We start from the raw sequence: 14,582 nt of genomic DNA on the forward strand, positions 1-14,582 counted from the left end.
AGTTTCTCATGCGCGTGACCCAAGGCTGCTTCTCGTTCCTGCCCGATCTCACCGACGAACAGATCGCCGCGCAGGTGCAATACTGCCTCGACAAGGGCTGGGCGGTGAACATCGAGTTCACCGACGATCCGCACCCCCGCAACACCTATTGGGACATGTGGGGCCTGCCGATGTTCGACCTGCGCGATGCAGCCGGCATCATGAAGGAACTCGCGGACTGCCGGCGGGTCTATGGCGACCGCTACATCCGAATCTCCGGCTTCGATTCCAGCCACGGCTGGGAGTCGGTTCGGATCTCCTTCATCGTCAACCGGCCGCGCGAGGAGCCCGGCTTCCGGCTCGACCGTCAGGAAGCCGCCGGCCGCAACGTCCGCTACGCGACGTATTCTTATGCGGCTGTTCGCCCCGAGGGCGAACGCTACGCAGATCAGTGACCGCGTCCGGTTGGCAAGCCAGGCGGGTTGCTCCCTCGACCGCCTGGTCCGGATGCACTTCTCCGTCGTCGCCCGCCGCGGCGACGGAGCTTTTTTCGAAGCGAGAGGATGATGACGCAATCGCAAGAACAAGTCAGCCAACAGATCCGCGAGAGGCCGCTCGAGACCATCGACCTTCGGCATGAATTCGCCGACCTCGGCATCGGCGACGTGCTCGACCAGCTCGATTCCGAATTGATCGGCCTGAAGCCGGTGAAGACCCGCATCCGCGAGATCGCTTCGCTCCTGCTGGTCGAACGCATCAGGCAGAAGATGGCGCTGGCGACGACATTTCCGACCCTGCACATGTCGTTCACCGGCAATCCCGGCACCGGCAAGACCACGGTCGCGCTGCGGATGGCCGGCATCCTGCACAAACTCGGCTTCGTCCGCCGCGGCCACGTCGTCAGCGTCACGCGCGATGATCTGGTCGGGCAATATATCGGCCACACCGCGCCGAAGACGAAAGAGATATTGAAGAAGGCGATGGGTGGCGTCTTGTTCATCGACGAGGCCTATTACCTTTATCGTCCCGAGAACGAGCGCGACTACGGGCAGGAAGCGATCGAGATCCTGCTGCAGATCATGGAACAGCAGCGTGAGGATCTCGTGGTGATCCTGGCCGGCTATGGCGACCGGATGGAGAAGTTCTTCCAGAGCAATCCGGGCTTCCGCTCCCGCATCGCGCATCACATCGACTTCCCGGATTATTCGGACGCGGAGCTGCTCTGGATCGCCGAGTTGATGTTGCAGCAGCAGAATTATCGTTTCTCCCCGGAAGCACGCGAGGCCTTCACCCGGTACATCGGCATTCGCAAGGAACAGCCGCTGTTCTCCAATGCGCGCTCGATCCGCAACGCGCTCGATCGCACCCGGCTGCGCCAGGCCAATCGCATCGTGGCGAAGCTCGACCGCACGCTCACGGCCGACGACGTGATGTCGATCGAGGCCGGCGACGTGCTGGCGAGCCGCGTGTTCGCGAAGGGCACCGGCGCTGCAGGCGAGGGGCGATGAACCAGGCGCTCGCAGCGATCCGGACCGCCGGGATGCGCGACATCATTGCGGGGGCGCGCGCCTTGATCTTCGATGTCGACGGTACGCTCGCCGAGACCGAGGAGGTGCATCGCCGCGCCTTCAACGAGGCGTTCGCCGAAGCCGGCCTCGACTGGTTCTGGGACCAGGTCACCTACGGGCGGCTGCTTCGGGTCGCCGGTGGCAAGGAGCGCATCCGCGCCTTCGATGAGCGCAACGCGGTGCCTATGCTGACATTCGCAGATATCGCCGACCTGCATGCGATCAAGACCACGCACTACGCGGCGCTGATCGCGGCGGGCGGCTGTCCGTTGCGGCCGGGCGTGCGGGCCTGGCTCGCCGGTGCACACCGCCGCGGTCAGCGGCTGGCGATCGCCACCACGACCTCGCATGGCAATATCGATGCGCTGCTGTCGGTTGCGCTGGGGCTGGGCTGGGCCGATCTGTTCGAGGCGATCGTCGCCGGCGACGACGTGCCACGGAAGAAGCCGGCCCCGGACGTCTATCTCGAGGTCCTGGCGCGGCTCGGGCTCGGGCCGGTCGATTGCATCGCGGTGGAGGATTCCGGTAACGGCCTCGCCGCCGCGGCGCGGGCCGGCATCCCCGTCGTCATCACCCGCAGCACCTATTTCAGCGATGATGATTTCGCCGAGGCACTTCTGGTCGTCGATGATCTCTCCGAGATCGAGGATTAGAGGGCGTTGTCGCCGCCGGCGGCCGTTCCGAATAATTTCTTCGGTAGATTAAATAAATCGCGCTTGCTTCCATAGCCCAGTAGGGGCATCTTCGGCCAGATGCAGCGCCGGACCGCCAGAAATTCTGACTGGTGATGACGGCTGCCAAAAATTTCGGGAGATAGCGCCTCGTGACCCTCCGTGTCTCCGGATCAATTTATTCTGGTGATTGAATAAATGATGCTTGCATCCATGCGAGGGGAGGGGCACCATCCACCAAAGGTTGCCAGAAGCAATGCCAAACCACCAGAGGTTCTGGAGGCGACGGCGCTTGCCAACAATTCCGGGAGACAGCGCCTTATGATCTCCCACGTCATTCCCGCGGCCCTACGGCATGACTCGCGGGTGACCCCGGCATTGTAGGATCGATTTGGCTGATCGTGCGGAGTGACCATGGCGCTGTTGGGTTCAATCGACAATTCGCGATTTCGGTTCGTGACGGCTGCGGCGCCGATCCGACGTCGCGCAGATCTGCAATCAGCCAACGAATGATGGCCGTCGATTGACGCCGTCTAAGGCAACGGTACCTAAATTCAAAAAAGCCAAGGGAAAGCCAAGGGAGTGACGCATGTTCAAATTGAAGGTTTCGTTGTTCGCACTGGCGTTGGCCGGTCTGTCCGTGGCCGCCTCGGATGCGTTCGCGCAGAGCAAGGCGACCATTGGCATCGCGATGCCGACCAAATCCTCGGCACGCTGGATCGACGACGGCAACAACATGGTCAAGGTGCTGAAGGAGCGCGGCTACGGCACCGACCTGCAATATGCCGATGACGACATTCCGAACCAGCTCTCCCAGGTCGAGAACATGGTGACCAAGGGCGCCAAGGTGCTGGTGATCGCGGCGATCGACGGCACCACGCTGTCCGACGCGCTGAAGCAGGCCAAGGCCCAGGGCATCACGGTCATCGCCTATGACCGCCTGATCCGTGACACGCCGAACGTGGACTATTATGCGACCTTCGACAATTTCCAGGTCGGCGTGCTGCAGGCGAGCTCGATCGTGAATGCGCTCGGGCTGAAGGACGGCAAGGGTCCCTTCAACATCGAGCTGTTCGGCGGCTCGCCCGACGACAACAACGCCTATTTCTTCTACGACGGCGCGATGTCGGTGCTGAAGCCGTACATCGACAGCGGCAAGCTGGTGGTCGCCAGCGGCCAGATGGGCATGGACAAGGTCGCGACCCTGCGCTGGGACGGCGCCACCGCGCAGGCGCGGATGGACAATCTGCTCAGCGCCTTCTACGGAAAGAAGCGGGTCGATGCGGTGCTGTCGCCCTATGACGGCCTGTCGATCGGCATCATCTCGTCCCTGAAGGGGGTCGGCTACGGCAGCAAGGACCAGCCGATGCCGTATATTAGCGGCCAGGACGCCGAGGTGCCGTCGATCAAGGCAATGCTGCGCGGCGAGCAATACTCCACCATCTTCAAGGACACCCGCGATCTCGCCAAGGTCACGGCCGACATGGTCGATGCCGTGCTGAGCAAGAAGGAGGTCAGTGTCAACGACACCAAGACCTACAACAACGGGGTCAAGGTGGTTCCGTCCTATCTGCTCAAGCCGGTCGTGGTGGACAAGACCAATTGGGAGAAAGTCCTGATTGACAGCGGCTACTATAAGCGCTCGCAATTCGATTAGGGCAGGTGAGCTGGACGCACCCCGCCGAGGCCGATCGACGCTGCGAGACATGATCCGATGACGGCAATGCTTGAGATGCGCGGCGTCAGCAAGAGCTTTGCCGGCGTGCAGGCGTTGCGCGACGTCAGCTTCACCGTGGAAGCCGGCCAGATCCATGCTCTGGTCGGCGAGAACGGCGCCGGCAAGTCGACCCTGATGAAGGTGCTGAGCGGGGTCTACCCCGCCGGCAGCTATGAGGGGTCGATCCTGTTCGACGGCGCGGAGCGCCGGTTCCGCGACATCAACGATTCCGAAGCGCTGGGGATCATCATCATCCACCAGGAGCTGGCGCTGATCCCGTTGATGTCGATCGCCGAGAATATTTTTCTCTCGCGCGCACCATCGCGCTACGGGGTGATCGACCGCAACTCGGTGTACCGGCGGACCGCGGAGCTGCTGGCGCAAGTCGGTCTGCGGGAATCGCCGGACACCCTGGTCACCGACCTCGGTGTCGGCAAGCAGCAGCTGGTCGAGATCGCAAAGGCGCTGTCGAAGCAGGTGCGCCTTCTGATCCTCGACGAGCCGACCGCGAGCCTCAACGAGGCCGACAGCGCCGCGCTGCTCGACCGGCTGCTGGCCTTCCGCGAGCAGGGCATCGCCTCGATCCTGATCTCGCACAAGCTGAACGAAGTCGCACGCGTCGCCGACCGCATCACGGTGCTGCGCGACGGCCGCACCGTCGACAGCATCGATTGCCGCTCCGAAGCGGTCGACGAGGACCGGATCATTCGCAGCATGGTCAACCGCGATCTCGCGCATCGTTTCCCGGAGCGAAACGTCGCGATCGGCGATCCCGTGATGAATGTGGAGAACTGGTCGGTGTATCACCCGCTGCACACCGCCCGGCAGGTGATCAAGAACGTCGACTTCAAGGTGCGGCGCGGCGAGGTGGTCGGCATCGCCGGCCTGATGGGCGCCGGCCGCACCGAGTTCGCCATGAGCCTGTTCGGCAGGGCCTGGGGCTACAACATCACCGGCAGGATCAGCCTTGACGGACGCGAGGCGAGCTTCGCCAGCGTGCCGGCCGCGATCCACGCCGGCCTCGCCTATGTCACCGAGGACCGCAAGCAGCTCGGATTGATCCTCGCCGACGACGTTCGCAAGAACGTGACGCTGGCGAGCCTTCGCCAGGTCGCCGATCGCGGCGTGATCGACGATGTCGTCGAGCTGAAGGCGGCGAGCGACTACCGCAACCGAATGCGGATCCGCTGTTCCGATGTCTATCAGGAGGCCGGTCAGCTCTCGGGCGGCAACCAGCAGAAGGTGGTGCTGTCGAAATGGCTGATGACCGATCCGCAGGTGCTGCTGCTGGATGAACCGACCCGAGGCATCGACGTCGGGGCAAAATACGAGATTTATTGTATCATCAACGAGCTCGCGGCGGCCGGCAAGGGTGTCGTGGTGATCTCGTCGGAGATGCCCGAATTGCTCGGCATCTGCGACCGGATCTGCGTGATGAATGACGGCGCCTTCGTCGGCGAGTTCGCCAAGGACGACGCGACGCAGGAGAAGATCATGCGCGCCATCATGCGCAATGTCAGGATGTCCGGAAGCGGCGCCCCTGCCAGCGAGGCGCGAGCGGTAGGCGGAGCACAATGACCGACAAGACGGTGTCACTTCCCGAGGCCCCCAAGCATTCCGGCTTCATCAAGAACAATCTGCGCAACTACGGCATGCTGCTGTCGCTGCTCGCGATCATGCTGTTCTTCGAGATCGTGACCGACGGCACGCTGTTGCAGCCGGTCAATCTCACCAACCTCGTGCTGCAGAACAGCTACATCGTGATCATGGCGCTCGGCATGCTGCTGGTGATCGTCACCGGGCATATCGACCTGTCGGTCGGCTCGGTCGCGGGGTTCGTCGGCGCGGTCGCGGCGGTGCTGATGGTGACCTACCATGTCGACTACCCGATCGCCTTCATCGCCTGTCTGTTGATCGGTGCCGCGATCGGTGCGGCGCAGGGCTACTGGGTCGCCTATTTCAAGATTCCATCCTTCATCGTGACTTTGGCGGGCATGCTGGTGTTCAAGGGCCTTGCGCTCGCGGTGCTGCAGGGCCGGTCGGTCGGGCCGTTTCCGCCGACCTTCCAGAAGCTGTCGTCGGGCTTCATCCCCGAACTGTTCCCGAGCGCCGGCACGCTGTATCCGACCTCGCTGCTGATCGGTGTCGTGCTGGCGTTCGCGCTGGTGCTGGCGAGCGCCAAGAGCCGGGCGCGTGAGCAGTCGCACGGCATCGAGGTCGAGCCCTACGCGTTCTTCATCGCCAAGAGCATCGCGCTAGCGGGCGCCGTGCTCTATTTCACCTATCTGATCGCCTCGCATCGCGGCCTGCCGAACGTGCTGGTCATCATGACGGTGCTGATCGCGGCCTATGGCTTTGTCACACGGCGGACCGTGATCGGCCGGCAGATCTATGCGGTGGGCGGCAATGCCAAGGCCGCGAAGCTGTCGGGCGTCAAGACCGAGCGGCTGACCTTCTTCACCTTCGTCAATATGGGCGTGTTGGCCGCGCTCGCCGGACTGGTGTTCGCGGCGCGGCTCAACACCGCAACGCCGAAGGCCGGCCTCGGCTTCGAGCTCGACGTGATCGCCGCCTGCTTCATCGGCGGCGCCTCGGCCTATGGCGGTGTCGGCCGGGTCGGGGGTGCGGTGGTCGGCGCCATGATCATGGGCGTGATGAACAACGGCATGTCGATCCTCGGCATCGGCATCGATTATCAGCAGGTGATCAAGGGCCTCGTCCTGCTCGGCGCCGTCTGCATCGATGTCTACAACCAGCGCCGGTGATTGCCGCGCGGTGATGATTCCGCGATATGATGCCTGCGCAACGCAGGAGAATGCCGCGTGAAACTGTCCCATGCCGATGCGCTGACCATCGGGAACATCCTTGCTGAGGTCGGCCGCGCCGAGATCATGCCGCGGTATCGCCGCGTCCGCGAAATCGAGGTCCGCACCAAGACGTCGGCGTTCGACGTCGTCACCGAAGCTGATGAGCTGGCCGAGCAGGCGATCTCAGCGGCGCTGCTCCGGGCGTTTCCGAATGCGGCCATCATCGGCGAGGAAGCGACATCGCGCGATCCGGCCGCGCTCGATCAGGTCGGAACCGCGGAACTCGCCTTCATCATCGATCCGATCGACGGCACCCGGAATTTCACCTCAAGCCTGCCGCTGTTCGGCACCATGGTGGCTGCCACGATGCGCGGCGAGATCGTGTTCGGCGCGATCCATGATCCCGTCTGCAATGACACCGCGTTCGCGCTGCGCGGTGAGGGCGCCTGGCTCGAACGGCCCGATGGCAAGCGGCATGATCTGAAGGTGGCAGCGGCCGTGCCGGTCAAGCAGATGGACGCGGTGATCGGCGTCAACTTCCTGCCTGAGGCGCTGCGCCCAATCGTCGCCGGTAACCTGTCCAAGCTTGGCGTCAGTGCCTGGCTCCGATGCGCCGCGCACGAGTATCGCATGGCGGCGTCCGGCCATTGCCATCTCCTGTTCTACAACAAGCTGATGCCGTGGGATCATGCCGCGGGCTGGCTGCTGCATCGCGAGGCCGGCGGCTACAGCGCGCATTTCGACGGATCGCCCTACAAGCCGGTCAATCTGACCGGCGGCCTGCTCTGCGCGCCCGATGAGGCGAGCTGGCATGCGGCGCAGCAGGCGATCCTGACGCGGACCGAGTAGTTCTGTCGCAACTGTCAAACGGCTTGCTCGATGTCATCACCCGCGAAACGACGCTTTCCACGCGTCGTCCTGGCGAAAGCCAGGACCCATAACCACCGAAGCAGGTTGTGAGGGAGATCGTCGCCCCAGCGTCGTGCAACAATCGGCAACTGGGGTAATGGGTCCCTGCTTTCGCAGGGACGACATCGAAATGTGTTGCGCGGTCGGTGAGTCACAGCGCCGGCATTCCTGCGCCGTGCGTTCGCCTTGTTGACTGCATGACGATTGCTTCCCGTCATGCCCAGAACAAGTCCGGGCATGACAAGGTGAGGCAATATCACGGCGCTATCATTCGCTGCCGACCTCGCCGGTGATGACTTTGCCGAACAGCGTCCAGCTCTCGCCCTCGAACCGCATCAGCTGCGACTGCTCGATCGGACGGAAGTCAGTCGCGCCGGTGTTGATCCTGATCCCGGGCAGGATCATCTTCGGCGCAAAGTCCTTCAGGCTGGCGGCCTGCTTCATCACGTTTTCACGCGTCAGGTCGTCGCCGCACTGCTTGAGCACTTGCGCGAGCGTTTGCGCGGCGGCGTAGCCATAGACGTGATTGCCGTTGGTCTTGTCGCCGTCGGGCATGTACTTGTCCATGAACGTCCGCCACTCGTTGGTCTCGGCGTCGTCGGCCCAGATCTTGTCGGTCGGATCCTTGAGGTAGGCGACCGAGATGATGCCTTGCGAATGCTCGATGCCGGCGGCGCGCATCACCGAGGCGACCGAGGTCGCCGTCGAGGTCAGGAAGAAGGTCGGCTTCCAGCCGAGCTCGGCGACCTTCTTGATGGTCTGCGCCGCGCCCTTCGGGGCTGCCCAGGTGAACAGGATGTCGGCGCCCGAGGCGCGCAGCGCCACGATCTGTGAATCCAGCGTCGGATCGGTCAGCTCGTAGGATTTGTCGGCGACGATCATGCTGCCGGCCTTGTCGCCGAGCCCGTCGCGCAGGCCCTTGAGCGCATCCTTGCCGGCATCGTCGTTCTGCCAGAGCACCGCGATCTTGCCGTTCGGAAACTTGTCGAGGATGTACTTGGCGTAGATTCGCCCTTCGCTCTGGTAGTTCGGCTGCCAGCCCATCGTCCACGGAAAGCCCTGGGGATCGCCGAAGCGCGTCGCGCCCGATGCTATGAAGAGGTGAGGGACCCTCTTGCCGTTCAGATATTTCTGGATCGCGACATTGGGCGCGGTGCCGAGCGGCTGGAACACCAGCAGCACCTCGTCGCCCTCGACCAGCTTGCGCGCCTGTTCGACCGACTTCGGCGGCGAGAAGCCGTCGTCGTAGCTGATGAAGTTGACCTTGCGCCCGTTGATGCCGCCCTGGTCGTTGATCATCCTGAAATAGGCCGCTTCGGTGCGGCCGATCGCGCCGTACGCGGAAGCGGGGCCACTATAGGGCATTATATTGCCGATCTTGATCTCGGTGTCCGAGACCCCCGGGCCGTAGTTCTTCTGCGCGAGCGCCGGCGACAGCGCACCGATCGTTGCCGCGACCGCAAGCCACGCGCGAAGACAAAATCCGTCCAACATCCCTCGTTCACTCCCTGATGATCCATCGATCGCCTTGTGACGTATGCCGGCCCGAGGGCCTACGCGTTGACGCCCGGCAACAATTATCGTATGCGCTTCCGGTCTGGAAACGTTTCCAGACTAGCGCGTGTTCCCACCGATGGCAATATTCCCTGCGGCCGGAGAGATGTGACAAATGAGCAGACTGGAGCAGACCAGCCCGGATCATGGCGCGAGGCCGCCGCTGGTCGCCGAATGCGATGCCGTCGTGGTGGGGGCCGGGTTCGGCGGGCTGTATGCGATCTACCGGCTGCGCGAGCTCGGGCTGAAGGTGATCGGCATCGAAGCGGGGTCCGATGTCGGTGGCACCTGGTACTGGAATCGCTATCCCGGCGCGCGCTGCGACATACCGAGCCTGTTCTATTCCTACACCTGGTCGGAGGAGCTGCGGCAGGAATGGCGCTGGAGCGAGAAATACGCCGCGCAGCCGGAGATCCTGCGCTATGCGCAGCATGTCGTCGACCGGTTCGATCTGCGCTCTTTGATCCGCTTCGATACCCGCGTGACCAGCGCCGACTGGGACGAGGCCGGCGAGAGCTGGACGGTGCGCACCGATCGCGGCGATTGCATCGTCGCATCGACTTGCGTGATGGCGACGGGCAATCTCTCGGTGCCAAACAAGCCGAAGCTGCCGGGGCTGGAGCGCTTCGGCGGGCGGGTCTATCACACCGGGCAGTGGCCGCATGAGCAGGTCGACTTTTCCGGCTTGCGTGTCGCGGTGATCGGCACCGGCTCGTCGGGCGTGCAGACGATCCCGATGGTCGCAAAGGCGGCAAGCCGCCTGACCGTCTTCCAGCGCACGCCGAACTACTCGGTGCCGGCACGCAACGCGCCGCTGTCCGACACCGATATCGCGGCCGCCGAGCCGTTGATCGCGAAATATCGCGAAAGCCTCGAGACGCCGGAATTCGGGCGGGTGCCCGCGAACGCATTCGACGCTGCGGTGCCCGACCGCGACGTGCAATGGGCGCGCTATGAACAACTGTGGGAGCAGGGCGGCGGCGGCATCCTGACCGCGTTCCCTAACATCCTGACCGATGAGGCCGTCAACGACGTCGCCTGCGACTTCGTGCGGGACAAGATCCGCGGCATCGTCAACGACGCGGCGACGGCAGAGGCGCTGTCGCCGAAGGATTATCCGCTCGGCGTCAAGCGCATCTGCATCGATACCGGTTATTTTGCGACCTACAATCTGCCGCATGTCGAGCTGGTCGATCTGCGCGCGGAGCCGCTGACGGCGGTCACCGCGACCGGCCTCGAGACGGCGACGCGCTCGTTCGTGCTCGATGCGCTGGTGCTGGCGACCGGCTATGACGCGATGACCGGCGCGCTCGCCGCGATGCAGATCCGCGGCCGCGACGGTGCGACCTTGAACGAGGCCTGGGCCGACGGACCCAGCGCCTATCTCGGCCTGATGGTGTCAGGCTTCCCGAACCTGTTCGTCGTGACCGGGCCGGGGAGCCCGTCCGTCATCGGCAACGTGATCCACGCCTGCGAGAACCATGTCGAGTGGATCGCGGCGTGCCTCGACAGCATGCGCGCCAAGGGGCAGACGCGGATCGAGCCGGATCGCGATGCCGAGCGGGCCTGGATGGCGCATGTCGCGGATGCTGCCAGCCGCACGCTCTATCCGAAGGCCAATTCCTGGTACCAGGGAGCCAACATCGCGGGCAAGCCGCGGGTGTTCATGCCCTATGTCGGCCAGGGCTATCGCCACCGCATCGCGCAGATCGCGCAACGTGGTTATGAGGGGTTTGAGTTGCGCTGAGGCAGGCGCTTTGCTCTCCGTCATTGCGAGGAGCGAAGCGACGAAGCAATCCATCGCTCCGCGTGGGCGGAGGGATGGATTGCTTCGCTTCGCTCGCAATGACGATAAGGTTGGAACCGTTTCCAGATTTGAGAAGAGTTGGAGGACAGACGATGGAAATCAAGCGATCAGGAACGGTCCCGAGCCGGCGCGGCAACGCCGAATGGTTCAGCGGCACCGTATGGGCTGACTCGATCGTCAACGCACCCGCGCCGGCGCGGGTGCAGGCCGCCCGGGTCACGTTCGAACCGGGGGCGCGCACGGCCTGGCACACCCATCCGCTCGGCCAGACGCTCTACGTCACTGCCGGCGCGGGATATGTGCAGAGCTGGGACGGCCCGATCCGCGTGATCCGTCCGGGCGATGTGGTGTGGATTCCGCCGGGCGAGAAACATTGGCACGGTGCCGCGCCAACCACCGGCATGAGCCACATCGCAATCCACGAAGCGCTCGATGGCGACTACGCGACCTGGATGGAGCACGTTTCCGACGCGCAATATGCGGCGGCGCCGCAGGCCGATTGACCGGCGTTACTTCCGCCCGCGCGTCGCCGGCGCGGCGCAGGAGTGACGCAGGATGAGGCGCGTCGGCAGGAACACCGGCGGGCTGCTGCCGGCCTTGTCGCTGTCGCGGATCCGCTCCAGCAGCAGCCGCGCGGCGGTGCGGCCGACCTCGTTCATGTCCCAGCTCAAGGCCGAGATCGCGGGCGTCGCATGGCGGGCGAGGTCGGTGTCGCCGCTGCACACGATCGAGACGTCCTGCGGATAGCGCAGGCCGTTGCTGGTGATCGCCTGCAGCACCTCGGCCAGCATGCTGGTGCCGAGCGAGATGATCGCGGTCGGCGGTTTTGCCATTTGCAAGAGCTGGCACACCGAGCTGAACGCGGTGTTGGCGCCCTGCATATGCGGGCGGATCAGGCCGGGATCGACCTCGATCTTGGCCTCCTGATGCGCCTGCCGATAGCCCGCGAGCCGCTCCGAGCTCGGCAGCACCGCGGCGCTTCCGGTGAGCAGCGCGATGCGGCGGTGACCGAGGCCGATCAGATAGCGCGTCGCCTCCAGCGCGCCGCCGCGGTGATCGACGCGAACCGGGATGCTATCAGGCACGTCGCGGTCGACGGTGACGCAGGGCAGGTCGAGCGTCGCGAGCCCCTTCATGAAATCCTTGTGGGAATTGTCGCCGGCGAACAGCAGCAAGCCATCCATCTGGCGCCGCCGTACCGCCGACAGGAATGCGGCCTCGCGCGCCTCCTCATGCTTGGTCGCGGCCAGCATCAACAGGAAGCCGGCGCGCTGGAATTCCTCCTCCGCCGCGCTCACCATGCCGGTGTAGTGCGGATTGGAGAAATCGGCGACCATGCAGCCGATCGTGTTGGAGGCCCGCGAGCGCAGCGCCTGCGCCGCCTGGTCCGGCTCGAAGCCGAGCCGCTTCACCGCGCGCATGATGCGGGCATGCAGTTCCGCGCTGGTATAGTTGCCGCCGTTGAGCGTGCGGCTGACGCTCGAGACGGACACGCCGGCTTCGGCCGCGACGTCACGAATCGTCGGTCGTGTCCGTCGCGCCTTTGCCATGCGTGGTCGGGTCCTGTCGGTTCGGCGTTGCCGTCGTCAGGTGCGCCTCTTGCGGCGCGGAGCGGACGGCATGACCGAATCTAATCAGGCTCCGTCACGAATCTCAAATGATTCCTGTCGCTGCGGCCGGTGGCGCTACGCTGACGCGGGCCGGTCGAAATAGGCGAACGCCGCGCTGGTCAGGCTGCCCAGCAGCGACCAGAACACCAGGCTGGTCAGCGTGACGGCGACCACGAACTGATGCGACAATGACGACGGCACGTTGGTCTCGACATGCTCGAGCTCCGGCGCGCCGATCAGATGCGGCAGCATGATCAGGACCACCCCGGCGATCGCGGCCGGTGCCGAGCGCCGGAACACGATCAGCCCGAGGCCGGCTGCTGTCGCCAGCACCGCGATCGTCCACCAGATCTGACGCGAGAGCAGTGGGGCGGTGGGCACGCCCGGCAATTCAGGCGGCAGCCCAAGGCCGGGAGCGATGGTGAAGACGGCAAAGCCTGCGAGGCCCCACATCAGGCCCTCGTGCCACGAGATCGGCTCGCCGGTCGCTCCGCTGCGGACCGCGAGGAAGCCGCAGAGCAGAAGCGCAAAGCCGATCGCGGTCAGGATGTTCGCGCCCGCCGTATAGAGATTGCGCTCCAGCCCGTCTTTCGGCTCCCAGGCCTCGGCGCCATGATCATGATCCGCGTGATCGTGGACGAGGATGGCCTGCGGCTGCGCTGAGGCTTCGTGCTTGTGCTCGGCCGCCTTCTCATAGACCTCGGCCCTGAGGATCAGGGGAACGGTGCCGAACTGCTGGACCGCCGTGACGATCAGTCCGACGATGAAACCGGCGATGACCGACGAGAAGACGATCGAGCGAAACGTATTCATGCCGACGAGGTTAGTGGCAGGGGAATGCGTTGGAGTGGCGCACATCGTGCGCGGCATTGTGAATCACGTCGATGTGCGAGAAGCCGACCACGCCGACGATGAACAGGCCGAGCGTCATCGCCATCAGGGACTGGGCCAGCCGGCCGACCTGTCGGGTGGCAACCGGCAGATGCTGGGCTTGCGCGGTCTGGGACTGGCTCATGGTCGTTCTCCACGTTCGATTTGGTCGGCTTCTAGCAGCTTTCGGGCGATGTCGCGACTGGTAAGATGCAGATTTGTGCCAGGGGGGATGCGCTTGCGCAGGATCTTGGCGTGGGCCGCCGCCCTGAATGCGTCTGTATGGCGCTCGTAATAGCCGATGCAGGCCTCCGGTACCGGCTCCGTGCCAAGCAGAGTCCGAAACGCGCCCCGATGCACCGCGCAGATCGCACCGTGCTCCGGGACGGGAAACGCCAGGGAGGCGATGTCGGCACGCCAGTGGGCGGCGCCGTCTGCGGGCGTGCCATCAACGCCGGATGGTGAATTCACCGGGACCTCGCCGCGATTCCCACTTGGCCTGCTCGAGCTCGGGACGGTCGCATTCTGCCTGGGGGTAACCGATGCAGAGGTAGCCGATAAATTTCCAGCCGTCCGGTATTTCCAGGATCTCGTGAACGCGGCCCGGATTGAGGATCGATACCCAGCCGAGCCCAATGCCTTCGGCCCGCGCGGCAAGCCACATCGAACAGATCGCGGCCACCACGGAATATTCAGACGTCTCCGGCATCGTCGCGCGGCCGAGACCGGAGCCGATCTGGTCGCTCTTCTCGGCGAATACGGCGAGGTGGCCCGGCGCCTCCTCGAGGCCCGATAATTTCAACGCGGCATATTTTGCGGCACGTTCGCCCGAATAGGAGCGCAGCGCATCGGCGTTGCAGGCCTTGAAGTCGTCGATCACGGCGCGGCGCCGGGCCGCATCGTCGACAATGACGAACCGCCAGGGCTGGCTTAGGCCCACCGAAGGCGACAGGCAGGCGATCTCGATCAGCCGCTCGATTGACCCGTCCGGCAGCGGATCGGTCCGGAAGCGCCGCACGTCGCGCCGCCACACGAACAGCTCGTGCAGTTGCCGGCGAAACGCATCGTCGAATGAGATCATCGCGGAGCC

The 14,582-nt window shown here is 64.5% G+C and carries 15 protein-coding genes; 9 read left to right on the forward strand and 6 right to left on the reverse strand.

What is annotated here, in order from left to right; all coding sequences use genetic code 11:
* The first annotated feature begins 8 nt into the window (after window positions 1-8).
* The 7 genes from AKN84_RS17100 (at window position 9) to AKN84_RS17130 (ending at window position 7,591) form a co-directional block, all read left to right on the forward strand.
* Window positions 9-434, forward strand: a complete 426-nt coding sequence (locus AKN84_RS17100; protein ID WP_050421850.1) for a ribulose bisphosphate carboxylase small subunit — start codon at window positions 9-11, stop codon at window positions 432-434.
* Window positions 435-542: 108 nt separating this feature from the next.
* The gene (cbbX, locus tag AKN84_RS17105) at window positions 543-1,487 is read left to right on the forward strand and encodes a CbbX protein (RefSeq protein ID WP_430649912.1); all 945 of its coding nucleotides are present in this window, start codon (window positions 543-545) and stop codon (window positions 1,485-1,487) included.
* On the forward strand, window positions 1,484-2,200 hold the full coding sequence (locus tag AKN84_RS17110) for an HAD family hydrolase (RefSeq protein ID WP_050421851.1): 717 nt from the start codon (window positions 1,484-1,486) through the stop codon (window positions 2,198-2,200). Before cbbX ends, AKN84_RS17110 begins: the two co-directional genes overlap by 4 nt.
* Window positions 2,201-2,807: 607 nt before the next feature.
* A complete protein-coding gene (chvE, locus tag AKN84_RS17115; RefSeq protein ID WP_050421852.1) occupies window positions 2,808-3,875 on the forward strand; it encodes a multiple monosaccharide ABC transporter substrate-binding protein in 1,068 nt (355 codons plus the stop codon).
* A gap of 57 nt (window positions 3,876-3,932) precedes the next feature.
* Window positions 3,933-5,513, forward strand: a complete 1,581-nt coding sequence (gene mmsA / locus AKN84_RS17120; protein WP_050421853.1) for a multiple monosaccharide ABC transporter ATP-binding protein — start codon at window positions 3,933-3,935, stop codon at window positions 5,511-5,513.
* Window positions 5,510-6,700, forward strand: a complete 1,191-nt coding sequence (mmsB, locus tag AKN84_RS17125; protein ID WP_050421854.1) for a multiple monosaccharide ABC transporter permease — start codon at window positions 5,510-5,512, stop codon at window positions 6,698-6,700. The genes mmsA and mmsB overlap by 4 nt, the downstream gene beginning before the upstream one ends.
* A gap of 57 nt (window positions 6,701-6,757) precedes the next feature.
* Window positions 6,758-7,591, forward strand: a complete 834-nt coding sequence (locus AKN84_RS17130) for an inositol monophosphatase family protein (RefSeq protein WP_050421855.1) — start codon at window positions 6,758-6,760, stop codon at window positions 7,589-7,591.
* A 327-nt stretch (window positions 7,592-7,918) separates the two neighbouring features.
* Here AKN84_RS17130 and AKN84_RS17135 read toward each other — a convergent pair whose 3' ends face one another.
* Window positions 7,919-9,145 (reverse strand): ABC transporter substrate-binding protein, encoded by a 1,227-nt coding sequence (locus AKN84_RS17135; protein WP_050421856.1) that lies wholly within the window; start codon window positions 9,143-9,145, stop codon window positions 7,919-7,921.
* A 175-nt stretch (window positions 9,146-9,320) separates the two neighbouring features.
* Between AKN84_RS17135 and AKN84_RS17140 the strand changes: the two genes are divergently transcribed.
* Entirely contained in the window at window positions 9,321-10,952 is a 1,632-nt protein-coding gene (locus AKN84_RS17140; RefSeq protein WP_050421857.1) for a flavin-containing monooxygenase, read from the forward strand.
* A 152-nt stretch (window positions 10,953-11,104) separates the two neighbouring features.
* Window positions 11,105-11,515 (forward strand): (R)-mandelonitrile lyase, encoded by a 411-nt coding sequence (locus AKN84_RS17145; protein ID WP_050421858.1) that lies wholly within the window; start codon window positions 11,105-11,107, stop codon window positions 11,513-11,515.
* Between the two features lie 6 nt (window positions 11,516-11,521).
* Here AKN84_RS17145 and AKN84_RS17150 read toward each other — a convergent pair whose 3' ends face one another.
* The 5 genes from AKN84_RS17150 to bluB all read right to left on the reverse strand — a co-directional run bounded on the left by AKN84_RS17150 (window position 11,522) and on the right by bluB (window position 14,573).
* Window positions 11,522-12,562 (reverse strand): LacI family DNA-binding transcriptional regulator, encoded by a 1,041-nt coding sequence (locus tag AKN84_RS17150; RefSeq protein ID WP_050421859.1) that lies wholly within the window; start codon window positions 12,560-12,562, stop codon window positions 11,522-11,524.
* Between the two features lie 135 nt (window positions 12,563-12,697).
* Window positions 12,698-13,435, reverse strand: a complete 738-nt coding sequence (locus AKN84_RS17155; RefSeq protein ID WP_050421860.1) for a CbtA family protein — start codon at window positions 13,433-13,435, stop codon at window positions 12,698-12,700.
* 10 nt (window positions 13,436-13,445) lie between these two features.
* The gene (locus AKN84_RS17160) at window positions 13,446-13,637 is read right to left on the reverse strand and encodes a CbtB domain-containing protein (RefSeq protein WP_021082128.1); all 192 of its coding nucleotides are present in this window, start codon (window positions 13,635-13,637) and stop codon (window positions 13,446-13,448) included.
* On the reverse strand, window positions 13,634-13,963 hold the full coding sequence (locus AKN84_RS45600) for a hypothetical protein (RefSeq protein WP_128970927.1): 330 nt from the start codon (window positions 13,961-13,963) through the stop codon (window positions 13,634-13,636). Before AKN84_RS45600 ends, AKN84_RS17160 begins: the two co-directional genes overlap by 4 nt.
* Entirely contained in the window at window positions 13,941-14,573 is a 633-nt protein-coding gene (gene bluB, locus AKN84_RS17165) for a 5,6-dimethylbenzimidazole synthase (RefSeq protein WP_050421923.1), read from the reverse strand. Before bluB ends, AKN84_RS45600 begins: the two co-directional genes overlap by 23 nt.
* Between the last annotated feature and the right edge of the window lie 9 nt (window positions 14,574-14,582).

The organism is Bradyrhizobium tropiciagri (genome assembly GCF_001189845.1).
Lineage (GTDB): Bacteria > Pseudomonadota > Alphaproteobacteria > Rhizobiales > Xanthobacteraceae > Bradyrhizobium > Bradyrhizobium tropiciagri.